Source organism: Roseateles sp., assembly GCF_019237615.1.
Classification (GTDB): Bacteria; Pseudomonadota; Gammaproteobacteria; order Burkholderiales; family Burkholderiaceae_C; genus Pelomonas.
In genome coordinates this window covers 1-22,605 of the sequence record NZ_JAFAGT010000063.1, presented here as the reverse complement: position 1 = coordinate 22,605, position 22,605 = coordinate 1, and the positions used below count along the sequence as shown (strand labels likewise).

Here is a 22,605-nt window from a genome sequence, read left to right as displayed (position 1 = left end):
GCGGCCGTCGGCCAGCTCAGCCAGACCACGCAGCAGAACGCCAGCAGCTCCGAGGAGCTCGCCGCCACGGCCGAGGGGATGAGCTCCCAGGCCGAGCAGCTGCAGCAGGCCATGGGGTTCTTCAAGCTGGGCATGCCGCAGGGCTTGGCAAGCCCGGCGCCCGCGCGGCGGCCCATGGCCGCGGCGCCGCGGGGCCGGGTCGCAAAGCCGCACCGCAGGTCCACCATCGCCGACGCCGATGAGTCCGATCTGGTCGACGAGTCGCAGTTCGTGCGCTTCTGAGGTGGCACGATGAGCACTGTCACGAATGCGCTGGCGCTGGCGGCTCCACCGTCTGCCGGGCTGACGCAGTACCTGAGCTTCAACCTGGCCCGCGAGGTGTTCGCGATCGGCATCCTGGCTGTCAAGGAGATCATCGAGTTCAAGGCCTTGACCGAGGTGCCGATGATGCCGGCCAGCGTGCGTGGGGTGATCAACCTGCGCGGCGCTGTCGTGCCGGTGGTGGACCTTGCGCAGCGCTTCGGCCGCGCTGCCAGCCAGGTCGGCAAGCGCAGCTGCATCGTCATTGTCGAGACGGGCACGGAGGAGCAGGGGGGCGGCGTGCTGGGCGTGCTAGTGGATTCGGTGCGCGAGGTGCTGGACATCCCATCCGCCGACATCGAGCCCGCGCCGAGCTTCGGCGCGCAGATCCGGCGCGATTTCATCGCCGGCATCGGCAAGGTCCGGGGCGACTTCGTCATCCTGCTCGACCTGAGCCGGGTGCTGTCGCTGCAGGAGATCGGCGCACTCACCGATGGCGCCGTGGCCGACTTCGACCCGGTGCGAGCCTAGCGCGGGTCCGACGATGAGCGAGCTCGCCATCTCGGGCGCTGCCTCCGCCGGGTTCCGGCGCAGCCTCCGCGACACCGTCGGCCGCGTGTCCGGGCCAGAGGTTCCGATGATTCGCGCCCGCGTCACCACCCTACTGGCCCCCGGCGACTATGTGCTGGGAGGCCACGGGGGCGACGTCTGTACCCTGCTGGGGTCCTGCGTTGCGATGGCACTCTGGCACCCACCGTCGCGAGTGGGCGCCCTCTCGCACAGCCTGCTGGCCCGGCGCCAGTCGACGGTTTCGGCGGCGCTCGATGCCCGTTACGTCGAGGATGCGCTCGAGTTGATGTTGCGCGCGCTGGCACGGCGCGGCATTGCGGCGCGGGACTGCCGGGCCAAAGTCTTCGGCGGTGGCGACATGTTCGGTACGGCGGAGCGAGGTCATGCGCCCACGGTGGGTCAGCGCAATGGCGAGGCCGCCCTCACGTTGCTGCAGGCTTCGGGCATCCCGGTGGTCGCCTGCTGCCTGTACGGGGCGGGCCATCGGGCGCTGCGATTCGAGCTGTCCACCGGCGACGTCTGGCTGCGGCGCCACAGCCGAACCTGCAGCACCTCAGAACCGGGCAGGGGAGTCCGATGAACGATGTCTTGACAGGAATCCGCTCGGTGCTGATCGCCGAGGACAGCGAGGTGCAGCGGGCGTACCTCGCGCAACTGTGCCGTGCGATCGGCATCCAGGCCGTGCACGAGGCCGGCAACGGCCGTGAGGCGCTGGCCCTGCTGGACGCGCTGGCCGAGCCACCGGACGCGATGATCATTGACCTGCTGATGCCGGTGATGGACGGCATCGAGCTGATCCAGCAACTGCAACAGCGTACGGATGCCGCACCCTTCGTCATCGTGTCGGCCCGTGACAGCGCCCTGGTGGCCTCGGTGCTGGAGATGCTGCGGGCATCGGGCCAGGACTGTGGACATGCGCTGGAGAAGCCAGCGTCGGCTGCCTCGCTGGCACGGGCGCTGGAGCGCTGCGTCGCGGCCCGCAAGTCCCGGCATGGCGCTGCGGTCCGGGCCCGTCGCGAGGTGTCCGCCGCCGAACTGGGGCGCGCTCTGCGCGAGGGCGCCATCGTGCCGCATTTCCAGCCGAAAATAGACTGCGGCAGCGGCCAGCTGCGCGGTGTCGAGGTGCTGGCCCGCTGGTTCGACGCCGAGGGGCGTTCCCTGCCGCCCGACCAGTTCGTCCCGGTCGCCGAGGCCAGCGGGCTGATCCATCCACTGACGCTGTCCATGTTGGAACAGGCGTTGTCGCAGGCTTTGAGCTGGAAGGCCAGAGGGATGCAGATCCCGCTGGCCGTCAACCTGTCACCCCGGCTGCTCGAGCTCCCCACGCTGGTGGACGACATCGGACGGTTGGTGCGACGCTACGGCCTGCAGCCGCCCGAGCTGACCTTCGAGATCACCGAGAGCGGGGTGATCTCGCGGCTGGGGACGGCATTGGGGACGCTGGTCCGGCTGCGCATGCGCGGCTTCGGCCTCTCCATTGATGATTACGGAACCGGATATTCCTCCATGCAGCAACTGTCGCGCATCCCCTTTACCGAACTGAAGATCGACAAGTCCTTCATCAACGGCGCCTATGCAAACGAGCGCCTGCGGGTCATCCTGCAGTCCGCCATCGACATGACGCAGCGCCTGGGCCTGGCCTGCGTCGCCGAAGGCGTCGAGACCGCCGAGGACTGGGCGCTGCTGCGCCGCGCCGGCTGCGACCTGGCCCAGGGCTGGTTCTTCGGCCGCGCAATGCCGGGCGACGAGCTGCCGGCATGGAGGGTGCAGCACGAGGCCCGACTGGACGAGCTGTGCGCCACCCATCCAACGGCGTTGTCGCGCGGGCATGAGGGCTCGACGCTGTCGGACCGTGCCTGCGCTGGCCGCCCTTGCTGAATCTCCGTGATGCAAGGCCATCGCTCATCTCCAGCCCCGAGGCTGCTGATCGTGGACGACGAAGTCGCCCACCTGCAGGCGTTGGAGGGCGCGATCGGCGGTCTGCATTACGAAGTGAGCTGCCATGCCAGCCCGCTCGCGGCCCTCGAGATGCTGGCCAGGCATCCCTTCGATGTGCTGCTGAGCGACCTGCGCATGCCGGAGATGGATGGCATCGAGCTGATGCGGCGGGCGATGGCGATCGACCCCGACCTCGTACCGGTGCTGATGACGGGCTACAGCAGCATCGATTCGGCCGTGGAGGCCATGAAGGTCGGCGCGCTGGACTACATCCTCAAGCCTTTCCGCATCGGCACACTGCGGCCGGTGCTGGAGCGGGCTCTGCAGATGCGGCGCCTGCGTCAGGACAACCGGCGGCTCAGCGAGCAGCTTGAACGCCGGGCCCGTCAGCTGGAGGCGGCCAACGCCGAGCTTGACTCCTTTGCGGCCCGCGTCGCCCACGACCTGCGCGCGCCGCTCAACATCGTTGTCGGCTTTGCAGGGGCGCTTGCCGAGTCGGCGACTGAGCGACTGCAGGAGCGCGAGCGGATCTTCCTGCAGCGCGTGGAGGATGCCGGCCGCCGTGCCGACCGCATGGTGACCGGCCTGCTGTCGTTCGCCCGCCTTGGCGACGGCCCGCTGTTGCGCGATCCGGTCGACCTCGGCCTCGTGGTCCAGCGCGCCCGGTCCGCGCTCGTGATGCCCGGCGACGAGCGCGTGGAGGCCGTTGACTGGCAGATCGCGCCCCTGCCCAAGGTGCGGGGTGATGCAGTGCTGCTGGAGCAGGTCTTCACGAACCTGCTGTCCAACGCGCTGAAGTTCATGCGCGGCGTTGAGGCTCCGCGCGTCGAGATCGCCGCAGAGCGGGTGGACGGCGGCGTGGAGGTGTTTGTGCGGGACAGCGGCATCGGTTTCGACGCCGCGCGCGCGAACATGCTGTTCACGCCGTTCGTCCGCCTGCACGATCCGCGACAGTTCGAGGGTACCGGCATGGGCCTGGCCAATGTGCGTCGCATCATGGAGCGACATGGCGGGAGCGTGTCTGCAATATCTGCACCGGGGCAGGGGGCCAGCTTTCGGTTGCGCTTCGCCGACGACATGCCGCAATGAGCGGCGGTGACTGGGCTTGGGGTGCAGGGTGCCCGCGCCGACAAGGTCGATGTCACCTCGCCCATAGGGCAATCCACAGCTCTGCACCGAGTGGCTCGTTGATGTCGCGGGTCGAGGTTAGGATCCGAGCCATGAGCTTGAAGGCGTCCTCCCTGGTGCAAGCCGGTGCAACCCGCGTGGTCCGCACCGGAAGTCCGGCGCGCCTGCTCCAGCCGGCCGCACATCCCTAGGCCCGGCGATCAACTTCCTCCTTCTGCGCAAACCATCGATCGCCGGGCCCCACCGCCCAGCGCTTCGGTGCCCGCTCGCGTCGCGCGGGCGGCACCCCTCGACAGGATGGCCTCATGGAAGTCTCGACCCTCGACGAACGCACGCTCACCGAACTGGACCACGTCCGCCTCTCACGACTGATCCGCGGCCCCGGTGACGCCTCGCAGCTCCCGCGTGAAAGCCCCATCGACGACGTCCTCGATGCGGCGGACCTGGTGCCCTCCCGCGCCGTCTCGCCCGACATCGTGACGATGTACTCGCAGGTGGAACTGGCCGACCTGGCCACCGGACAGCGGCACAGGCTGACGGTCTGCTACCCGGCCGATGCCGAGCCCACCCGCGGCTTCGTCTCCGTGCTGTCGCCGGTGGGTGCCAGCCTGATCGGCCGGCGCGTCGGCTCCATCGCACGCTGGCGCACGCGCGCTGGCGAGCAGGGCGCGGCGGAACTGGTGGCGTTGCTGTTCCAGCCCGAGGCCAGCGGCGACTTCACGACCTGACGCGCAGGCCGCTCGTTGCGCGTCAGCTCCGCGGCTGCAGTGGCGCGGGCAGTGGCTCGCCTGCCTGGCGGCGGCGGAACAACGCGGCCCGGGCCAGCACGATGGTCGTCACCGGCGCCGTGATGGACAGCACGATGATGATCAGCCACACATGCAGCGCCAGGCCCGCGCTGCGCGCGCTGAAGTGAACGATGGACGCGAAGGTGACCAGCCAGGCCGCCAGCGTGGAGGCCAGCGCCGGCGCGTGCATGCGCAGGAAGAAGTTCGGCAGCCGCCAAAGGCCCAGCGCGGCCACCAGCACGATGATGCCGCTGGCCAGAAGCAGCGCGGCCACCAGGATCTCAGACAGTGCAGGCATTCAGATCACCTCGCCGCGCAGCAGGAACTTGGCCAGGGCCATGGAGCCGACGAAGCCGAACAGCACCATCAGCAGCGCGCCCTCGAAGTACATCTCGCTGTCGTAGCGGATGGCCAGCGCGAGCATCACCAGCATGCCGACCACGTAGATGAAGTCCATGGCCAGCACGCGGTCCTGCGCACTGGGGCCGCGGAACAGGCGCGCCAGGCCTATGCCCATGGCGACGGCGTAGAGCACCAGCGTGGTGGTAATGGCCAGCGACAGCGTAGTGCTCATTCGAAGATCTCCTTCAGCGGCTGTTCGTAGTCACTCTTGAAGTGCCTGATGAAGGCGGCCTCGTCGTCGAGGTCAAAGACGTGGATCAGCAGCGCGCTGCGGTCTGGCGCGAGCTCCGACCAGACCGTGCCAGGCGTGACGGCCGTGATCATGGCCAGCGCAGCCAGCGCATGCTCGTCACGCAGTTCCAGCGGCACCAGGACGAAGCTGCCACGCGGCGGGCGCGAGCCGGCGCGCAACACGCCGGCGGTCACCTTCACCCCCGAGCGGACCACGTCGGCGCCGACGCGCAGGATCAACCGCGGCAGCTTCCACCAGCGCCGCAGCGGGCCCGGCCGAGGCCGCAGCGGCGCCATCAGCAGCGGCATCGCCACCGCCGCCGCGAGGCCCAGCAGCAGCTGGCCGACGCTGAAGCTGCGCGTCAGCAGCAGCCAGCCGGCCAGCAGGCCCAGCGACAGCCAGGGGGAGGGCAGCAGGCGCTTCATGGCCTGCTCCCCGCGTCGCGCGGCCGCGGCCTGGCGCCCATCACGGCGTCGATGTAGAGGCCCGGAGCCTGCAGCGACTTGGCTGTGGCACGGGCGTAAGTGAGCATGGCGTCGCCCTGCAGCACCAGGGTCACTGCGGCGGCCAGCAGCGCCGCGATGGGCAGCGTCTCGATGACGCGCAGGCGCGGCGAGGGGCGGTCCTGGGTGGTCCAGAAATGCCGCATGCCCACGCGCATCAGCGCGATGGCGGCGCACAGGCCGGACAGGATCAGCAGCCCGAACAAGGCCCAGGCGGCTGGTGCTTGCAGGTCCAGCAGGGCCGACAGCATGGCCAGCTTGGCCACGAAGCCCGAAAGCGGTGGCAGGCCCGCGGTCACCATCGCGCAGACTGTGAAGCTCACGCCCAGGAAGACCAGCGCGGCGGGGATGGCGCGGCCGGTCAGCGCCTCCTCGTTGTCGTCGAGGTTGGTGCCGGCTGGCGGCTCGGCGTCCAGGAAGGCCGGCAGCGCATGGTGGCCGTCGTCGATCTGCTGCGGCCCAACCTCGACCTGCCGTGCCCGCTCCAGCAGCTCCACCAGCAGGAACATCGCACAGCCCGCCAGCGTGGAGCTGGCCAGGTAGAACAGCGCGCCGCCGCTCAGGGCCGGCGCCGCGAAGCCTATGGTCGCCACCAGCGTGCCTGAGGAGGCGATCACCGAGTAGCCAGCCAGCCGCGCCAGTTGCTGCGAGGCCAGCATGCCGCAAGCGCCGAAGGCCAGCGTGACGATGCCGCCCCATACCAGCACCCCGCCGCCGAAGCCGGCCGACGCGCCGGCGTCGGCCGGGAAGCACAGTGTCCACAGCCGCAATACGGCGTAGACGCCGACCTTGGTCAGGATGGCGAAGACGGCGGCCGCGGGCGCGCTGGCCGCGGCATAGGCCTGCGGCAGCCAGAAGTTCAGCGGCCACAGCCCCGCCTTGGCGAGAAAGGCGATGGCCAGGATGGCGGCACCCGCGTGCAGCAGGCCGCGGTCGCTGGCGGGCACGGCGGGCAGCTTCTGCGCGATGTCGGCCATGTTCAGCGTGCCGGTGACGCCGTACAGCACGGCCACACCAATCAGGAACAGCAGCGAGGCGACCAGGTTGATGGCGATGTAGTGCAGGCCGGCGCGCACCCGTTCGCCGCCGCCGCCGTGCAGCAGCAGGCCGTAGCTGGCGGCGAGCAGCACCTCGAAGAAGACGAAGAGGTTGAACAGGTCGGCCGTCAGGAAGGCGCCGTACAAGCCCATCAGCTGCAGCTGGAACAGCACGTGGAAGTAGACGCCCGCATGCTGCCAGCGCGCCAGCGCGAACAGCAGCGCGGCCAGTCCCACGCAGCCGGTCAGTACCGCCATCAGGGCGGAGAGCCGGTCGGCGACCAGGACGATGCCGAAAGGCACCGGCCAGTTGCCCGGTAGGTAGACGCCGAAGGCGGCTGGCGCGCCGCGCTGGGCCACACTCAGCAGCAGGTAGACGGCGATCGCCAACCCCAGGGCGGTCGACAGCACGTTGAACATGGCCTTCAGGCCGCGCCGGCCCTCGCCCAGCAGCAGCATCAGGGCCGCCGTGGCCAGGGGGAGCAGCACCGGGGCCACCAGTAGATGGTTGGGCAGGTGTTCGGTGAGTGCCCTCATGGGTGCTCCTCCTGCCCGTCGACATGGTCGCCGCCGGACAGGCCGCGCAGTGCCAGCAGCACCACCAGGAACAGCGCCGTCGTCGCGAAGCCGATGACGATGGCCGTCAGCACCAGCGACTGCGGCAGCGGGTCCGTGTAGTTCACCAGGTCGGCGGCCACGCCGGGCCGGGCGATGGGCTCGCGGGCCACGAACAGGCTGCCGACGCTGAAGATGAAGAGGTTGACCGCATAGGACAGCAGCGCCAGGCCGATCAGCACCTGGAAGGTTCGCGGCCGCAGCACCAACCACACGCCGGCGCTGGCCATCACGCCGATGGCGATGGAGATCACGATTTCCATCAGGCCTCCCTCCCTTCGGCGCCGGCCGCGCCCTGGCGGCGGCGCGCGCGCAGCGACTGGTGGGCGATTGCGATCAGCAGGAGCAGCGTGGAGCCGACGACGACGCTGAATACGCCGATGTCGAACAGTGCGGCGCTGGGCAGGTGCACCTCGCCGACCAGCGGCCAGGTCACGTGCGCGGTGTGGGTGGTCAGGAAGGGGAAGCCCACCGCCAGCGAGCCCAGCCCGGTGGCCAGCGCGACCAGCAGCCCCACTGCGATCCAGCGCGTCGGCCGCGGCAGCAGCCGCGCCTCGACCCAGCGCGTGCCGCTGACCATGTACTGCGCGATGAAGGCGATGGCCACGACCAGGCCGGCGACGAAGCCGCCGCCGGGCTCGTTGTGGCCGCGCATGAAGAGGTGGAAGGCGAACAGCCCCGCGAGCGGCAGCAGCAGCCGCACCAGCACGGCAGGAACTTCCAGGTAGGGTGGCAGGTGGGCGTCGCCGTCGCCATCGCGGTCGATCAGGTCGGCGCCGGCGGCGTCGGCCGACTCGCGCTGCTGCGGCGTCAGCTCCACCGTCTCCAGCGCCGGGCGGAAGCGCCGCAGCAGCGCGTAGACGGTCAGGCCCACGATGCCCAGCACGGTGATCTCGCCAAGCGTGTCGAAGGCGCGGAAGTCGACCAGCATGACGTTGACCACGTTGCTGCCGCCGCCCTCGGGCAAGGCCTTCTCGAGGAAGAAGGGCGAGATCGACAGCGGCGCCTGGCGGGTCAGCAGCGCGTAGGACAGCGCGGCCAGGCCCACGCCTATGGCCAGCGCCAGCACCAGGTCGCGGCGGCGACGCCAGCGCGTGCGTGCTACGGTGCGCGGATCGTCCTGCTCGAGGCGCTTGGGCATCCAGCGCAGGCCCAGCAGGAACAGCACCAGCGTGACCACCTCGACGGTGAGCTGCGTCAGCGCCAGGTCGGGCGCTGAGAACCAGGCAAATGTAAGGCACATCGCCAGGCCGACGATGCCCAGCATGATCAGTGCCGCCAGCCGGTGGAACTTGGCCTGCGCGGCCGCGCCGACCGCACAGGCGCCGGCGATGACCCACAGCAGCACGAACTCGGGCGTGGCCGGCACGCGGGCACGGTCGCCCCAGGTCAACGGCACGATGAGCGCGGAGCCCAGGCCCGCCAGGCCGGCGATGGCCAGCATCGCAAACAGCTGCGGCTGCAGCCGGCGCGTGCCGAGCCGGCGGACCAGCGCACGCGCGCCGGCCGAGACGCGGGCCAGCGCGTGCTCGAACAGGCGCTTGCCGTCCAGCCCCTGCAGCAGCGGCGTGCTGCGCGCCCGGCGCTGCTTGAAGCGGTCGGCAAAGCGCAGGTAGACGAGCAGGCCACCCAGCGTCGCCACCGCGCTCATCAGCAGCGGCGTGTTGAAGCCGTGCCAGACCGCCAGGCTGTACTCGGGCAGCGTGCCGCCGACCACCGGCTGCGCGGCCAGCGCCAGCACAGGCCCGATGGACCAGGCAGGCAGCGTGCCGACGACCACGCAGGCCAGCACCAGCAGCTCCACGGGCACGCGCATCCAGTGCGTCGGCTCATGCGGGTGGCGCGGGCAGTCGGTGGCCGGCGGGCCGAAGAACACGTCGTGGCCGAAGCGCAGCGAATACACCACCGCGAACACGCCGGCCAGCGTGGCGGCCGCGGGCAGGCCGTACTCGATTGCCGGATGGGCGCTGACGTAGACGGTCTCCGCGAAGAACATCTCCTTGGAAAGGAAGCCGTTGAGCAGCGGCACGCCGGCCATTGCCGCGCAGGCCACGATGGCCAGCGTGCCGGTGATGGGCATGAAGCGGAACAGCCCGTCGAGGCGGCGCATGTCGCGCGTGCCGGTCTCGTGGTCGATGATGCCGACCGACATGAACAGCGAGGCCTTGAAGGTCGCGTGGTTCATCATGTGGAAGACGGCGGCCACGGCCGCCAGTGGGCTGTTCAGGCCAAGCAGCAGCGTGATGAGGCCCAGGTGGCTGATCGTCGAGTAGGCGAGCAGGCCCTTGAGGTCGTTCTGGAACATCGCCACATAGCTGCCCAGCAACAGAGTGACCAGGCCGGCGCCGCCGACGATCCAGAACCAGGCCTCGGTGCCCGACAGCACGGGCCACAGGCGTGCCAGCAGGAACACGCCGGCCTTCACCATCGTGGCCGAGTGCAGATAGGCTGATACCGGCGTGGGCGCCGCCATCGCATGCGGCAGCCAGAAGTGGAAGGGGAACTGCGCGCTCTTGGTCAGCGCACCCAACACCACCAGGCCCAGCGCCAGCGGGTACAGCGGGTGGGCGCGCACTGCGTCGCCGGCCCGCAGCACGGCGTCCAGCTCGAAGCTGCCGACGATGTGGCCCAGCAGCAGCACGCCGGCCAGCAGCGCCAGCCCGCCCGAGGCCGTGACGGTGAAGGCCATGCGGGCGCCGCGGCGGGCGTCCTTGCGGTGCGTCCAGTAGCCGATCAGCAGGAAGGAGAAGACGCTGGTCAGCTCCCAGAACACGACCAGCTGCACCAGGTTGCCGGACACCACGACGCCCAGCATGGCGCCCATGAAGCCCAGCAGCAGCGAGTAGAAGCGCGCGGCCGGGTCGTCGGCCGACAGGTAGTACCGGGCGTAGACGATGACCAGCAGGCCCATGCCGCTGACCAGCATCGCGAACATCCACGCGAAGCCGTCCAGCCGCACGACGATGTCCATGCCCAGCGTGGGCAGCCACGCAAGGCGTTGCGAGACCACGGTGCCGGCGCTGATGTCCGGGTACAGCGCGGCCAGTTGCAGGCCGACCACCAGTGCAATGGCCGCGGCCCACAGGGATTCGAGGTTGCGGGCGCTGGTCGGCAGCAGCGCAGCGATTGCGCTGCCGATGAAGGGCAGGGAGAGCAGCAGGAGCAGGGACATCGTCGCGGAGTCTACTTTCGGCCCCGGGGCGAACCGACGAGGTCGGCGGGATTCAGTCCGGTCCGAGGCGCGAGAACCGCGGTGCAGGCGCCGGCTGCCAGTGGCCGTCCTCGGTCTGCACGAAGCTGCCCCTGGCCTGAGCATGCGCGTGCAGCGGCGCCTCGGCCAGCGTCAGCACCGGCGCGAAGCAGACGTTCGTGCCCTCGAGCAGCACGGCCCAGTCGTCGCGAGTCTTCTCGTGGATGCGGGCGGCCACGCGTGTGCGCAGCGCGGGCCATTGAAGGCGGTCCTGCTGGGCCGTGGGATCCACGTCGTCCAGTCCCAGGCGCTGCAGCAACTCTGCGTAGAACCGCGGCTCCAGCGCACCCAGCGACACGTGGCGGCCGTCGGCGCATTCGAAGCAGTCGTAGAAGGGCGAGCCGTGCAGGAAGAAGTTCTGCGCCGGTTCGTCGCTCCAGCGGCCCGCCGCGCGCAGCGAGTGCAGCAGGCTGGACATCAGGCCCACACCGTCCACCATGGCTGCGTCCACCACCCGGCCGCGGCCGCTGCGCCGGGCTTCCCATAGCGCGGCCATCAGCCCGAAGGCCAGCAGCATCGCGCCGCCGCCCATGTCGCCGATCAACGTGGCCGGGACGCTGGGCGCCACGCCTGCGCGGCTGGCGACTGACAACACGCCGCTCAGGGCGACGTAGTTGATGTCGTGGCCTGCCGCCTGCGCCAGCGGACCGGTCTGGCCCCAGCCGGTCACGCGGCCGTAGACGAGGCGGGGGTGATCGGTTGCGAAGGCTTCCGGGCCCAGGCCCAGGCGTTCCATGACGCCGGGGCGGAAGCCCTCGATGAGCGCGTCGGCGCCCGCGATGAGGCGGCGCGCCTCGGCCATGTCCTGGGCCGTCTTCAGGTCCAGGCAGAGGCGCCGCTTGCCGCGGTCCAGCGCGGTGCCGGTGTCCAGCACCTGGCCGCCGGGGCGCTCGATGACGACGACATCCGCGCCATGATCGGCCAGCAGCATGCCGGCCAGCGGGCAGGGGCCGATTCCGGCCATTTCGATGACACGGAGACCCGTCAGCGGGCCGGCTGCAGGAGTGGCTTGCATCGGACAATGCTCGCATGGTGCGTCACGAAGCAAAAGCGACACGTACCCCGCGGGGGCGAAGTGAAGCCGCTGCATGCTGCGCCCGCGCACCGGGTGAGGGTCTCGCCCTGGTACGCGTCGCAGCGTCGGGCAGCAGGCCCCTGGTCGTGGACGGAGACCTCCGCGCCCGAGGGAGTTGTCAAGGGCCCTCAAGGCAGCGAGGGCTGTCTGGCGGGGCGCAAGCACGAGGGCCGCAACATGAAGTGAAGCCAGCAGCCTCGTCACATTTGCAACCCGCGGGCCGAGCCGCTCATGTCACGGTGATGACAGCATTGCTCGCGCAAGAGCCGAAGCGCGCTGGGGGCTGCTTCGAAAGCCCGGGCTTGCACCGACTGCGCGGGACGAGCCGCTGCTCCGGCAAAACTCCTGCTAACGGGAGATCTGCGCAATGCTGCGAGCCGACGGATCACCGGCAGGCCGTGTGCGGGACATCCGCATGCACGGCTTGAAATGGGGCGCCGGCTTTGAAACTGGCCTGCGGGCCTTACCAGGAACCAACTTCCACCTATGAACAAGGCCTTCACCAAGGAATCCGACGCCGCCGACGATGACGACGGCGATGGCCCCTCGCTGCCAGCTTTGCCGGCCGGTACTCGCAACTACATGACGCCGGAGGGTTATGCGCGGCTGCGCGCGGAGTTCATGCAGCTCATCGACGTGGAGAGGCCCAAGATGGTGGAGACGGTGTCCTGGGCCGCCAAGAACGGCGACCGATCGGAGAACGGCGACTATCTCTACGGCAAGAAGCGGCTGCGCGAGATCGACCGCCGGCTGCGCTTCCTGACCAAGCGGCTGGACATCGCCGAGGTCGTGGACCCCAGCGCCCACTATTTGTCGGAACAAGTCTTCTTCGGCGCGACGGTGACCTATGCCAACGCTCGCGGCGATGAGAAGACCATCACCATCAAGGGCATCGACGAGTCCGACAGCCTGGCCGGCGAGGTCAGCTGGATCTCGCCCATCGCGCGCACGCTGCTGAAGGCGCGCGTGGGCGACGAGCTGCAACTGGTCACGCCGGTGGGCGTCGAGAGGATCGAGGTGGTGGACGTCCGCTACCCACCGCCTACGGCTTGACGCGCCAGACCCGCTGCACCGGCGGCGTGCGGCGCAGCACGCGCAGCACGTCGGCGAGGTGCAGGCGGTCGCGGACGGCGATGAGCAACGTCATCTCGGCCGTCTCGCGGAGTTGCGCCTCGTCGCTCATGGAGATGTGCGTGATGTCGGCCTCGGCTTGGGCCACGGCCTGGGCGACCTGTGCCAGCACACCCTTGCCGTTGGTCATCAGCAGCGCGATGCCGGCTTCGAAGCTGCGCGCAGGCTCCTCGGCCCATTCGACGGGAATCCAATGCTCGCGGTCGCGCTGGAACAGGCGCCGGCCCACTGCGCATTCGCAGGTGTGCACGATGAGGCCCTCGCCGCGGCCGAGATAGCCGCGCACCTCGTCGCCGGGGATGGGGCGGCAGCAACTGGCCAACTGCACCGACGCGCCCTCGCTGCCGTCGATGGTGATGCCGCGCTGCTCGACGGGTGCGGCGGCGAAGCGGCCCAGCGTCAGCGCCAGCGCGCCCGGCTTCTGGCCCTGTTCGGCCATCAGCCTGGCCAGCTTCTTGGCGATGATGGCGGCGATCTTGCGGCCGGCACCGATGTCGATGAAGAGCTGTTCGGTGTTGGCGTTGCCGGCCCAGGCGGCCAGATCCTGCCAGAGCGGAGCGGCGGGGTCGTCCAGCTCCAGGCTGGGCAGGGCCAGGCCCTCGCCGCGCATGGCCTGGGCCAGCATCTTCTCGCCCAGCTCGCGCGATTCCTCCTGCTCCAGGTCCTTCAGGTAATGACGGATCTTGGAGCGCGCGCGGCCGGTGCGCACGAAACTCAGCCAGGCCGGGTTCGGGCTGGCGCCGGGGGCGGTGATGATCTCGACGATGTCGCCGCTCTTGAGCTCTGCGCGCAGCGGCACGGCCTCGCCGTTGACTTGGGCGGCCACGCAATGGTCGCCGACGTCGGAGTGGATGGCGTAGGCGAAGTCCACCGGCGTCGCGCCCTTGGGCAGGGCCATGATCTTGGACTTGGGCGTGAAGACGTAGATCGCGTCCGGGAACAGGTCGATCTTGACGTGCTCCAGGAACTCGTTGGCGTCGCGCGTCTCGTCCTGGATGTCGATGAGGCTTTGCAGCCAGCGCGCATTGGCTTGCTGGGCGATCAGTGCCGAGGTCTGCTTGCCGCGGTTCTTGTAGATCCAGTGTGCGGCCACGCCCTGTTCGGCGATCTGGTGCATGCCCTCGGTGCGCAGCTGGAACTCCAGCGGCGTGGCCAGCGGGCCCATCAGCGTCGTGTGCAGCGACTGGTAGCCGTTGTCCTTGGGCGTGGCGATGTAGTCCTTGAAGCGCCCGGCCTGCGGCTTGTAGAGCTGGTGCAGCACGCCCAGCGCCGTGTAGCACTGCAGCGGCGCCTCGGTGAGGATGCGGAAGCCGAAGATGTCGCTGACCTGGGCGAACGACAGGCCGCCCTTCTCGCGCATCTTCTTGTAGATGGAATAGACCGTCTTCTCGCGCCCCTGCACCTCCACGCGCAGGCCGGCCTTGGCGAAGGCCACGCGGATCTCGCCCTCGATGCGCGACACCAGGTCGCGCCGGTTGCCGCGCGCCTTGCCGACGGCCTTGCTGAGCACCGCATAGCGCCAGCGGTGGAAGTACTGGAAGGACAGGTCCTGCAACTCGCGGAAGGTCTGGTTCAGGCCGAGGCGGTGCGCGATGGGGGCGTAGATGTCGAAGGTCTCGCGCGCGATGCGGCGTGCCTTGTGTGGCGCCATCGCGCCCATCGTGCGCATGTTGTGCAGGCGGTCGGCCAGCTTGATGAGGATGACGCGCAGGTCGCGCGCCATCGCCAGCAGCATCTTGCGGAAGGACTCGGCCTGCGATTCCTCCTTGGTAGAGAACTGCAGCTTGTCCAGCTTGGTCAGGCCGTCGACGAGGTCGGCCGTCGTCGCGTCGAACTTCTCGATCAGCTCGGCCTTGGAGACGCCGCAGTCCTCAACGACGTCGTGCATCAGCGCCGCCATCAGCGCCTGGGCATCCAGCCGCCATTCAGCGCAGATGCCGGCGACGGCGATGGGGTGGGTGATGTAGGGCTCGCCGGTGGCGCGCTTCTGGCCCAGGTGGGCCTCGTCGGCGAACTTGTAGGCTTCACGCACGCGCTTGACCTCGGCCTTGCTGAGGTAGCCGAGCTTGGGGGCGAGGGCGTCGAAAGAGGCTGCCTCCGCCGGCGTCGGCGGAGCCGCCGGGCGCAGGCCGGGCAGCGTGAACCAGGCAGTGAGGGAGCGTTGGGCCATGCGCCCGAATTTATCCGATGCCGTGATGGTGCCCCTGGTCCAAGGAGTACCTTGGCCGGTCCACCAAGGGCGGCGTTGCCTGCGGCATGGCGCCGCGAGCACATCGCCACGGCGTGTCGATTCGGGAGCAGCCGGCGCTCGGCCCGGAATCCGCAAAGCAAACGGGCGCCCGAAGGCGCCCGTTTTGCGAGGAGGGGGGTCGCTTAGACCGGCACTTTGCGCAGCATCTCCACGCCGACCTCGCCGGCAGCGATCTCGCGCAGCGCGGTCACGCCGGGCTTGTTCTTGCTCTCAATGCGCGGGCTGTGGCCCTGGCTCAGCATGCGGGCGCGATAGGTGGCGGCCAGCACGAGCTGGAAGCGGTTGGGGATCTTGGTCAGGCAGTCTTCGACGGTGATGCGGGCCATGGTGTTCCTTGTGATGTGCGCGATCAGGGCAGATCGAGCGCCTGAAAGACGGCCGAGCGGTTTCGGCGCTGAGCCGCGTATTTTAGCCGCTGCGCGTGGACGATGGTTTTCAGGTCGAAGACGGCCGTGTCGAACACCGCGTTCACGACCACGAAGTCGAAGTGCTTGGCCTGGGCCACCTCGATGCGGGCGTTGTTCATGCGCTTGGCGATGACCTCGGGCTCGGTGTCGCCGCGCCGGTTCAGCCGCAGGCGCAGCTCGTCCCAACTGGGCGGCAGGATGAAGATCAGCACGGCATAGGGGAAGAGCTGCTTGATCTGCAGGGCACCCTGGTAGTCGATCTCCAGCACGACGTCATCGCCATGCTGAAGTCGCTCCTCGATGCCGGCGCGCGAGGTGCCGTAGAGGTTGCCATGCACCTCGGCCCACTCGAAGAACTCACTGCGCCCTGCCATGGCGCGGAACTCGTCGGACGAGATGAACCAGTACTCTCGGCCATGCTGCTCCTGGCCGCGCGGTGCGCGCGACGTGTGGGAGATGGAGACGGCCAGCTTGGCGTCCAGCTCCAGCAGGGCCTTGACGAGACTGGATTTGCCGGCGCCGCTGGGGGCGGCGACGACGAAGAGATTGCCGGGATATTCCATGTAATAGGGGGACCTGTTCGACGCCCGGGCCGTGGGCATCCGGTGCGGGTTCTAGGGCGCCACTTTAGCCTGCCGCCGCCTAGGGCTGCCGGTCCCCTTGGGACTGGCGGGAACAGAAATACTGTATATATTGACAGTATGCCGCCTTCTCCCACCCGCATTGCCGCTGCCCAGCCAGCCCTGGTTCCGCTCGACTCGATCAAGGGGCGCGGCAGCGCCACGGCCATGCCGCACCGTTTCGAGACGCGGGAGCGGGAACAGTACGACGACGGCTGGGGTTCGCTGGACCAGGACGCCGCCGAGGAACATCTTGCGCCGGCCACGCAGATCATCGAGGAGCGGGCCCGGACGATCGTCACCCGCAACCAGTCGCCGGACATCGCGTTCGACTACTCCATCAACCCTTACCGCGGCTGTGAGCATGGCTGTATCTACTGCTTCGCGCGGCCCACCCACAGTTACCTCAACCTGTCGCCGGGACTTGACTTCGAGACCCGCATCGTGGCCAAGGTGAATGCGGCCGAGCGCCTGCGCGAGACGCTGGCGGGTGCCCGGTACGAGCCGCGCTCGCTGGTGCTGGGTACGGCGACGGACGCCTACCAGCCCGTCGAGCGCCGGCTGGGCATCACGCGCCGAATCGTGGAAGTGCTGGCCGAGACCCGGCATCCCTTCTCGGTCGTCACCAAGTCCTCGGGCATAGAGCGCGAGTTGGACCTGCTCGCGCCCATGGCGGCGCAGGGGCTGGTGTCGGTCTACCTGTCGGTGACGACGCTGGACAACGAGCTCGCCCGCATCCTGGAGCCGCGCGCTGCGGCGCCCGCGCGGCGGCTGCGCACCATCCAGGCGCTGGCGGAGGCGGGTGTGCCGGTGGGGGTCAGCGTGTCGCCCATCATTCCCTTCATCAACGAGCCCGAGCTGGAGCGCATCCTGGAAGCCGCTGCGCAGGCCGGCGCCAGCAGCGCCTTCAGCATCCCGGTGCGCCTGCCCTGGGAGGTGAACCCGCTGTTCCAGGACTGGCTGGCGCGCCATTTCCCCGAGCGCGCCGAGCGCGTGATGGCTCGCATCCGCGACATGCGCGGCGGCAAGGACAACGATGCCCGCTTCGGCACGCGCTTCACCGGCGAGGGCATCTGGGCCGACCTGCTGCGCGCGCGGCTGCGCCGGGCGGTGGCCAAGCTCGGGCTGCGCACGCAGCGGCGCCCGGTGGAGCTGGGCCTGTTCAGGCGGCCTGCGAAGCCGTCGGCCCCGTCTGCGCAGGGCTGCCTGTTCTAGCGGCGCTGTGCGACGATCTCTGCGCCGATCTGCCCGAGGGCAACCTGGCGCATGACGGCGCCGCGCTTGACAGCCTCCTTGGGCATGCCGAAGACGACGCAGGAGGCCTCGTCCTGGGCCAGCGTATGCGCGCCGGCCTGGCGCATCTCAAGCAGCCCCGCCGCTCCGTCGTCGCCCATGCCGGTCATGATGATGCCCAGCGCGTTGGCGCCGGCATTCTTGGCGACGGAGCGGAACAACACGTCCACCGAGGGCCGGTGGCGGTTGACCAGCGGGCCGTCGACGACGTCGACGTGGTATTGCGCACCGCTGCGCTTGAGCAGCAGATGCCGCCCGCCCGGCGCGATCAGTGCGCAGCCGGGCACCACCCGGTCGCCCGAGGCGGCTTCCTTGACGACGATCTCGGACAGGCTGTCCAGCCGCGCCGCGAAGGCGGCCGTGAACTTCTCTGGCATGTGCTGCACGATGACGATGCCAGGGCAGACGCGTGGCAGCCCGGTCAGCACCTGCTCCAGGGCCTGGGTGCCGCCGGTGGAGGTGCCAATGGCGACGATGCGCTCGGTGGTTTTCACCATCGAGCTGGGCGAGCTGGGCGAGCTGGGCGCCAGGATGGCGTCGGCGTTGAGCTTCTGTGTCACCGGTGCTGCCCGGCCGGCAGCGCGCGCCGCCAGCTGGCGCACATTGGCCCGCGACGCGGCTCGGACTGCGGCCACCAGCTCGTCGCCCGACTGGAGCAGGAATTCCTTGAGACCGATGCGCGGCTTGGTGACGATGGCCACCGCCCCGGCGGCCATGGCCTCGATGGTGGTGCGTGCGCCCTGCTCGGTCAGCGTCGAGCAGATGACGACAGGCGTCGGCCGCTCGTCCATGATCTGGCGCAGGAAGGTGATGCCGTCCATGCGCGGCATCTCGACGTCCAGCACGATCACGTCAGGCCAGTTCAGCCGCATGCGCTCCCGCGCGAGCAGCGGGTCGGCGCAGGCCGCGATGACTTCGATGCCGGGTGCACGCTCGAGCAGACCGGAGACGACTTGTCGCACGACGGCCGAATCGTCGACGACCAGGGTTCGGATGGGTTTCATATTGAGTGAGGTCCTGATGCCGCCGCGGGGCGGGTGAAGGGCGCGGACCGAAGCTCCGCCAGCCGCGCCTGATGGCTGCGCAGCCAGGCGGGCAATTCGTCGCCCGGCATCGCGCGCCCGATCAGCCAGCCCTGGCCGACATCGCAGCCGTAGCGGTGCAGCCAGGCCCAGTCGTCCAGGCTCTCGACGCCCTCGGCGACGCTGGTCAGGCCCAGGCGCGAGGCCATCTCGATGGAGGACTGCAGCATCACGCGCAGGTGCTCGTTGGCATGGGCACCGTGCACGAAGCTGCGATCTATCTTCAGTTCCGTGAAGGGAACGCGCGCGAGCTGCTGCATGGAGGAGAAGCCGGTGCCGTAGTCGTCGATGGACAGGCCGTAGCCCGCCATGCGCAGCCGCGCCAGCGTGCCGAGGGCGAGGCCCTCGCAGCTGATCAGCGCGTTCTCGGTGACCTCCAGCACCAGCTGCTCGGGGCGGATGCGCGCGCCCTGGACGATGGCGTCGATCTCGCCCACCAGGCGGCTGGAATCGAGCAGCTTGGGCGACAGGTTGACCGCGACGGACAGCGTCAGCCCGCGCGCCTGCCAGCCGGCCACGCGCGTGACGGCCTGCTGCAGCACGGACAGCGTCAGCGCGTGGATCAGGCCCTCGGCCTCGGCCACGGGGATGAAGCGGTCAGGCGTCACCGGGCCGGCCGCATCGTCGCTCCAGCGCGCCAGCGCCTCGACGCCGCGGATCAGGCCGCTGCGCACGTCGACCTTGGGCTGGAAATAGGGCTGGATGGCGCCCCTCTCGATGGCCAGGGCGAGCTGGGACGGCTGCACGCAGACCAGCTGGCCATCGTGTCGGTCGGCGGGGGCCTGCAGGCAATCCGCCAGCGCCTCGCTCAGCACCTCCAGCGTCAGCGGCTTGTGAGCCGCGCGCGACACCTGCTGGCCATGGGCGCGGGCCATCTCCAGCACGGCGCTGACGAGGGTGGACTCGCGTGTCGACGCGACGACGAAGGGGATCCTCAGGTCGCGGGCCTGCAGATGCTGGATCAGCTCGACGCCGTCCATTACCGGCATGTGCAGGTCGATGACCATGGCGTCCGGCAGTTCCGTCAGCGTCTCCAGCAGCGCCAGTGCCTCGGCGCCGTTGGCCGCCTGGTGCACCCGGCCCACACCCAGCAGCTGCAGCAGGCTGGCCAGGTGCGCGCGCTGCACACCGCTGTCCTCCACGATGAGCACGGCCTTGACGCGGCCTTGCAGGCTCCCGTTCATGCCTCCTCCAGCTGTGAGGGCCGGGTCATGCCCGGCCGCGCCGGCGCCATCTCGGCCTGGCGGGCCCAGACGTCGCCGGAGGCGATGTCGAACAGGATCACCCGGTGACCATAACCGTAGAGGCAGCTGGACACCAGCTCGATACCGAACTCCTGCAGCAGCAGCAGCGCCGCGTCGCCGTTGCGCTGCCCTACCTGGTGGCGCATCTCGGTCCAGCCGGGGAACATGTGGGCGCCGCCGAAGACCTTGGCCTCGCAGTCGCGCGGCTCTATGCCGCGCCGCTCCAGGCCCTGCAGCATCAGCAGCAGCGCCTCGGTGCCATAGCGCGCGTCCAGCGGGGCCTGGCGCAGGTCGCCGCTGCGGTCGGGGCGGTCGGCGAGCAGAAAGTGAGACATCGCGCCGACGCGCGAGCGTGCATGCCACAGCGTGATGGACACGCAGGAGCCGAGCAGGGTGCGGACGCGATGACGTGCGTCGCCGACGAAATGCTCGCCAGGCGCGAGGTGGACCAGCCGGCGTTTCAAGGCTGGCCTCCAGGCTTGCGATAGACCGACGGCGCCACGGCCGTCACCTGGTCATTGATGCCGTTCAGGTTCTCCGAGTGGCCGATGAGCAGATGGCCGCCTGGCTTGAGCACGCTGAGCACGCGCGAGACCACCTGCCGCTTGGTGTCACCGTTGAAATAGATCATCACGTTGCGCAGGAAGATCAGGTCGTAGCCGGCGGCCTTGGGCAGCGATTCCATCAGGTTGAGATGGCAGAACTGCACCCGGTCGCGCAGCGGACGCTGGATCAGCAGCGAGCCCTCATGGTCGCCAAAGCCGCGCAGGCAGTAGCGGCGCAGATAGTCCAGCGGCACCTGGCGCGTGCGCTCCAGCGGGTAGTGGCCGGCGCGTGCGCGCCTGAGCATGCGGGTGCTGATGTCCGAGCCCATGACTTCCCAGCCCTGCGCGCCCATGATGTCGTCCAGCACCATGGCGATGCTGTAGACCTCCTCGCCACTGGAGCAGGCGGCGCTCCACACGCGCAGCGGCCGGCGCACCTCGACGGCGTGCTGCGCATGCTTGCGCAGCAGGTCGAAATGCTTGGGCTCGCGGAAGAAATAGGTCTCGTTGGTGGTCAGCAGGTCCACGGCGACCTGCAGCTCGCCGGGCGCCTGCGTGCCCAGGATCAGGTCCAGGTAGGCCGCGAAGCTCTCGCAGCCATGCGCCGCCACGCGCTTGCTCAGGCGGCCGCTCACCAGGGCCTTCTTGGAGTCCGACAGCGTGATGCCGGCGGCGTCGAAGATGAAGTCCCGGAAGCGCGTGAATTCCTTGTCGGAAATCGTCACGGTCATTTAGGGTTCCAGTCAGGCGGCATCCAGCAGACCCTCCGGGGAGGGGCGGGCCAGGCCCGCCAGTTCGTCCAGCGATAGCGTTCGCGACACTTCCAGCAGTACGACGAACCTGCCGCGCACCTTGCCGATGCCGGCGATGAACTCGCGCTTGATCGAGGCCCCGAAGCTGGGCGCCTCCTCGATCTCGTCCGGCGGGATCTCGATGACCTCGCTGACCGCGTCGACCATGACGCCCAGTACCGGGCTGTCGCCGCCATCGGCAATCTCGACGATGACGATGCAGCTGCGCCGCCCGGCCGTGCTGGCCGGCTTGCCGAAGCGCAGCGCCAGGTCGACGACCGGCACCACGGCGCCGCGCAGGTTGATCACGCCGCGCACGGCGCGCGGCATCATGGGTACCTCGGTCAGGCCGCGGAACTGGATGATCTCCTTGATGGACAGGATGCCGATGGCGAAGGTCTCGCCGGCCAGGCTGAAGGTCAGGTACTGGGAGGGCAGCCCGGAGGCTGCGCGGGTAGGCGGGCTCATGGAGGTTCCTCAGAAGCGCGCGAACTGTGTTTCGTCTATGCCCAGGTCGTCGTCGTCGGCCTGCGCGGCCTGCGCGGAGGCATGGCCCAGCTTGCTGCGCCGCGGCGCGGCCGGCTTGCTGGACGCGCGCCGCAGGCTCTGGCCTGGGCGGCTCGCGCTTGCCAAGCCCTGCGGCATGCCCAGCTTGAAGAACCCCATGGCCTGCTGCAGCTGCTCGGCCTGGGAGCTCATCTCCTCGGCCGTGGCGGCGAGCTCCTCGGAGCTGCTGGCGTTCTGCTGCGTGGTCTGGCTGAGCTGGCCGACGGCCGCGTTGATCTGTCCCACGCCCGAGGACTGCTCCTCGCTGGCCGCCGTGATCTCCTGCACCAGGTCCGAGGTCTTGCGGATGCTGGGCACGATCTCGTCGAGCAGCCGCCCGGCCCGCTCGGCCAGCTCCACGCTGCTGGAGGCCACCTCGCCGATCTCCTGCGCCGCCACCTGGCTGCGCTCCGCGAGCTTGCGCACCTCCGCCGCGACCACCGCGAAGCCCTTGCCATGCTCGCCCGCGCGCGCCGCCTCGATGGCCGCGTTCAGCGCCAGCAGGTTGGTCTGGTAGGCAATGTCGTCGATGATGTTGATCTTGCTGGCGATCTGCTTCATCGCCGCCACCGTCGACTTGACCGCTTCGCCGCCCTCGCTGGCCTGGCTGGACGCCTGCGACGCCATGCCGTCGGTGACCTTGGCGTTCTCGGTGTTCTGCGCGATGGAGGCCGTCATCTGCTCCAGCGAGGCGCTGGTCTCCTCCACGCCCGCGGCCTGCTCGCTGGCGGCCTGCGCCAGAGACTGGGCGGTGGCGCTGACCTCCTCGGAGGCGCCCGCCAGTGCCTCGGCGCCCGAGTTCACCTCGGCCACCACCTGCGTCAGCCGCTGCGTCATGTGCTGCATCGCGCTGAGCA

23 protein-coding genes and 1 pseudogene are annotated in these 22,605 nt (G+C 69.5%); 8 read left to right on the top strand and 16 right to left on the bottom strand.

Annotated elements, in window-relative coordinates; all coding sequences use genetic code 11:
* The 6 genes and pseudogenes from JOY88_RS12795 to JOY88_RS12770 form a co-directional block, all read left to right on the top strand.
* Positions 1-282, top strand: a pseudogene (locus JOY88_RS12795) (methyl-accepting chemotaxis protein); the annotation flags it as partial.
* A 9-nt stretch (positions 283-291) separates the two neighbouring features.
* Positions 292-831, top strand: coding sequence for a chemotaxis protein CheW (locus JOY88_RS12790; RefSeq protein WP_293502987.1), 540 nt, complete (start codon positions 292-294; stop codon positions 829-831).
* Between the two features lie 13 nt (positions 832-844).
* Positions 845-1,450, top strand: a complete 606-nt coding sequence (locus JOY88_RS12785) for a chemotaxis protein CheD (protein WP_293502986.1) — start codon at positions 845-847, stop codon at positions 1,448-1,450.
* Positions 1,447-2,748: an EAL domain-containing response regulator gene (locus JOY88_RS12780; RefSeq protein WP_293502960.1), complete on the top strand. Its 1,302-nt coding sequence runs from the start codon at positions 1,447-1,449 to the stop codon at positions 2,746-2,748. Before JOY88_RS12785 ends, JOY88_RS12780 begins: the two co-directional genes overlap by 4 nt.
* Positions 2,749-2,799: 51 nt before the next feature.
* Positions 2,800-3,897, top strand: coding sequence for an ATP-binding protein (locus JOY88_RS12775; RefSeq protein WP_293502958.1), 1,098 nt, complete (start codon positions 2,800-2,802; stop codon positions 3,895-3,897).
* A gap of 344 nt (positions 3,898-4,241) precedes the next feature.
* Positions 4,242-4,664: a GreA/GreB family elongation factor gene (locus JOY88_RS12770; protein ID WP_293502956.1), complete on the top strand. Its 423-nt coding sequence runs from the start codon at positions 4,242-4,244 to the stop codon at positions 4,662-4,664.
* A gap of 22 nt (positions 4,665-4,686) precedes the next feature.
* Here JOY88_RS12770 and mnhG read toward each other — a convergent pair whose 3' ends face one another.
* Genes mnhG through JOY88_RS12735 form a run of 7 tightly spaced genes read right to left on the bottom strand, consistent with a single transcriptional unit; the run spans position 4,687 to position 11,778 of the window.
* A complete protein-coding gene (gene mnhG / locus JOY88_RS12765; protein ID WP_293502954.1) occupies positions 4,687-5,022 on the bottom strand; it encodes a monovalent cation/H(+) antiporter subunit G in 336 nt (111 codons plus the stop codon).
* Positions 5,023-5,298: a K+/H+ antiporter subunit F gene (locus tag JOY88_RS12760; protein WP_293502952.1), complete on the bottom strand. Its 276-nt coding sequence runs from the start codon at positions 5,296-5,298 to the stop codon at positions 5,023-5,025.
* Positions 5,295-5,783, bottom strand: a complete 489-nt coding sequence (locus JOY88_RS12755; protein WP_293502950.1) for a Na+/H+ antiporter subunit E — start codon at positions 5,781-5,783, stop codon at positions 5,295-5,297. The genes JOY88_RS12760 and JOY88_RS12755 overlap by 4 nt, the downstream gene beginning before the upstream one ends.
* A complete protein-coding gene (locus JOY88_RS12750) occupies positions 5,780-7,435 on the bottom strand; it encodes a monovalent cation/H+ antiporter subunit D (protein ID WP_293502948.1) in 1,656 nt (551 codons plus the stop codon). Before JOY88_RS12750 ends, JOY88_RS12755 begins: the two co-directional genes overlap by 4 nt.
* On the bottom strand, positions 7,432-7,776 hold the full coding sequence (locus tag JOY88_RS12745) for a Na+/H+ antiporter subunit C (RefSeq protein WP_293502946.1): 345 nt from the start codon (positions 7,774-7,776) through the stop codon (positions 7,432-7,434). The genes JOY88_RS12750 and JOY88_RS12745 overlap by 4 nt, the downstream gene beginning before the upstream one ends.
* Positions 7,776-10,685, bottom strand: coding sequence for a monovalent cation/H+ antiporter subunit A (locus JOY88_RS12740; protein ID WP_293502944.1), 2,910 nt, complete (start codon positions 10,683-10,685; stop codon positions 7,776-7,778). The genes JOY88_RS12745 and JOY88_RS12740 overlap by 1 nt, the downstream gene beginning before the upstream one ends.
* 52 nt (positions 10,686-10,737) lie before the next feature.
* On the bottom strand, positions 10,738-11,778 hold the full coding sequence (locus JOY88_RS12735) for a CaiB/BaiF CoA transferase family protein (RefSeq protein WP_293502942.1): 1,041 nt from the start codon (positions 11,776-11,778) through the stop codon (positions 10,738-10,740).
* Positions 11,779-12,324: 546 nt separating this feature from the next.
* Here JOY88_RS12735 and greB point away from each other — a divergent pair.
* Complete coding sequence (gene greB / locus JOY88_RS12730) at positions 12,325-12,891, top strand: transcription elongation factor GreB (protein WP_293502940.1); 567 nt, start codon at positions 12,325-12,327, stop codon at positions 12,889-12,891.
* Here greB and JOY88_RS12725 read toward each other — a convergent pair.
* From JOY88_RS12725 to gmk, 3 genes are all read right to left on the bottom strand, one after another.
* Positions 12,881-15,139: a RelA/SpoT family protein gene (locus tag JOY88_RS12725; RefSeq protein ID WP_293502938.1), complete on the bottom strand. Its 2,259-nt coding sequence runs from the start codon at positions 15,137-15,139 to the stop codon at positions 12,881-12,883. The two genes, greB and JOY88_RS12725, sit on opposite strands and share 11 nt — an antisense overlap.
* A 203-nt stretch (positions 15,140-15,342) precedes the next feature.
* Positions 15,343-15,546 (bottom strand): DNA-directed RNA polymerase subunit omega, encoded by a 204-nt coding sequence (rpoZ, locus tag JOY88_RS12720; RefSeq protein ID WP_268166323.1) that lies wholly within the window; start codon positions 15,544-15,546, stop codon positions 15,343-15,345.
* Between the two features lie 23 nt (positions 15,547-15,569).
* Positions 15,570-16,190, bottom strand: coding sequence for a guanylate kinase (gene gmk, locus JOY88_RS12715; protein ID WP_293502931.1), 621 nt, complete (start codon positions 16,188-16,190; stop codon positions 15,570-15,572).
* A gap of 138 nt (positions 16,191-16,328) precedes the next feature.
* Between gmk and JOY88_RS12710 the strand changes: the two genes are divergently transcribed.
* Positions 16,329-17,462, top strand: a complete 1,134-nt coding sequence (locus JOY88_RS12710; RefSeq protein WP_293502929.1) for a PA0069 family radical SAM protein — start codon at positions 16,329-16,331, stop codon at positions 17,460-17,462.
* On the opposite strand, the gene cheB is transcribed toward JOY88_RS12710, so the two are convergent.
* From cheB to JOY88_RS12680, 6 genes are all read right to left on the bottom strand, one after another.
* Entirely contained in the window at positions 17,459-18,544 is a 1,086-nt protein-coding gene (cheB, locus tag JOY88_RS12705; protein WP_293502927.1) for a protein-glutamate methylesterase/protein-glutamine glutaminase, read from the bottom strand. The genes JOY88_RS12710 and cheB overlap by 4 nt on opposite strands.
* Positions 18,541-19,806 carry an EAL domain-containing response regulator gene (locus tag JOY88_RS12700; RefSeq protein ID WP_293502925.1) on the bottom strand — a complete coding sequence of 422 codons (1,266 nt, stop codon included), beginning with the start codon at positions 19,804-19,806 and terminating at the stop codon, positions 18,541-18,543. The genes cheB and JOY88_RS12700 overlap by 4 nt, the downstream gene beginning before the upstream one ends.
* The gene (locus JOY88_RS12695) at positions 19,803-20,330 is read right to left on the bottom strand and encodes a chemotaxis protein CheD (RefSeq protein ID WP_293502923.1); all 528 of its coding nucleotides are present in this window, start codon (positions 20,328-20,330) and stop codon (positions 19,803-19,805) included. Before JOY88_RS12695 ends, JOY88_RS12700 begins: the two co-directional genes overlap by 4 nt.
* Positions 20,327-21,142, bottom strand: coding sequence for a CheR family methyltransferase (locus JOY88_RS12690; RefSeq protein WP_293502921.1), 816 nt, complete (start codon positions 21,140-21,142; stop codon positions 20,327-20,329). The genes JOY88_RS12695 and JOY88_RS12690 overlap by 4 nt, the downstream gene beginning before the upstream one ends.
* Positions 21,143-21,154: 12 nt before the next feature.
* Complete coding sequence (locus tag JOY88_RS12685) at positions 21,155-21,670, bottom strand: chemotaxis protein CheW (protein WP_293502919.1); 516 nt, start codon at positions 21,668-21,670, stop codon at positions 21,155-21,157.
* Positions 21,671-21,679: 9 nt separating this feature from the next.
* On the bottom strand, positions 21,680-22,605 hold a 926-nt coding region (locus JOY88_RS12680; RefSeq protein WP_293502917.1), incomplete at its 5' end, for a methyl-accepting chemotaxis protein.

Bases quoted from the DNA above. Each gene is read 5' to 3' on its own strand.
- JOY88_RS12790 (WP_293502987.1), top strand. From the start codon at position 292: ATGAGCACTGTCACGAATGCGCTGGCGCTGGCGGCTCCACCGTCTGCC.
- JOY88_RS12785 (WP_293502986.1), top strand. From the start codon at position 845: ATGAGCGAGCTCGCCATCTCGGGCGCTGCCTCCGCCGGGTTCCGGCGC.
- JOY88_RS12780 (WP_293502960.1), top strand. From the start codon at position 1,447: ATGAACGATGTCTTGACAGGAATCCGCTCGGTGCTGATCGCCGAGGAC.
- JOY88_RS12770 (WP_293502956.1), top strand. From the start codon at position 4,242: ATGGAAGTCTCGACCCTCGACGAACGCACGCTCACCGAACTGGACCAC.
- mnhG (WP_293502954.1), bottom strand. From the start codon at position 5,022: ATGCCTGCACTGTCTGAGATCCTGGTGGCCGCGCTGCTTCTGGCCAGC.
- JOY88_RS12760 (WP_293502952.1), bottom strand. From the start codon at position 5,298: ATGAGCACTACGCTGTCGCTGGCCATTACCACCACGCTGGTGCTCTAC.
- JOY88_RS12755 (WP_293502950.1), bottom strand. From the start codon at position 5,783: ATGAAGCGCCTGCTGCCCTCCCCCTGGCTGTCGCTGGGCCTGCTGGCC.
- JOY88_RS12750 (WP_293502948.1), bottom strand. From the start codon at position 7,435: ATGAGGGCACTCACCGAACACCTGCCCAACCATCTACTGGTGGCCCCG.
- JOY88_RS12745 (WP_293502946.1), bottom strand. From the start codon at position 7,776: ATGGAAATCGTGATCTCCATCGCCATCGGCGTGATGGCCAGCGCCGGC.
- JOY88_RS12740 (WP_293502944.1), bottom strand. From the start codon at position 10,685: ATGTCCCTGCTCCTGCTGCTCTCCCTGCCCTTCATCGGCAGCGCAATC.
- JOY88_RS12735 (WP_293502942.1), bottom strand. From the start codon at position 11,778: ATGCAAGCCACTCCTGCAGCCGGCCCGCTGACGGGTCTCCGTGTCATC.
- greB (WP_293502940.1), top strand. From the start codon at position 12,325: ATGAACAAGGCCTTCACCAAGGAATCCGACGCCGCCGACGATGACGAC.
- JOY88_RS12725 (WP_293502938.1), bottom strand. From the start codon at position 15,139: ATGGCCCAACGCTCCCTCACTGCCTGGTTCACGCTGCCCGGCCTGCGC.
- rpoZ (WP_268166323.1), bottom strand. From the start codon at position 15,546: ATGGCCCGCATCACCGTCGAAGACTGCCTGACCAAGATCCCCAACCGC.
- gmk (WP_293502931.1), bottom strand. From the start codon at position 16,190: ATGGAATATCCCGGCAATCTCTTCGTCGTCGCCGCCCCCAGCGGCGCC.
- JOY88_RS12710 (WP_293502929.1), top strand. From the start codon at position 16,329: ATGCCGCCTTCTCCCACCCGCATTGCCGCTGCCCAGCCAGCCCTGGTT.
- cheB (WP_293502927.1), bottom strand. From the start codon at position 18,544: ATGAAACCCATCCGAACCCTGGTCGTCGACGATTCGGCCGTCGTGCGA.
- JOY88_RS12700 (WP_293502925.1), bottom strand. From the start codon at position 19,806: ATGAACGGGAGCCTGCAAGGCCGCGTCAAGGCCGTGCTCATCGTGGAG.
- JOY88_RS12690 (WP_293502921.1), bottom strand. From the start codon at position 21,142: ATGACCGTGACGATTTCCGACAAGGAATTCACGCGCTTCCGGGACTTC.
- JOY88_RS12685 (WP_293502919.1), bottom strand. From the start codon at position 21,670: ATGAGCCCGCCTACCCGCGCAGCCTCCGGGCTGCCCTCCCAGTACCTG.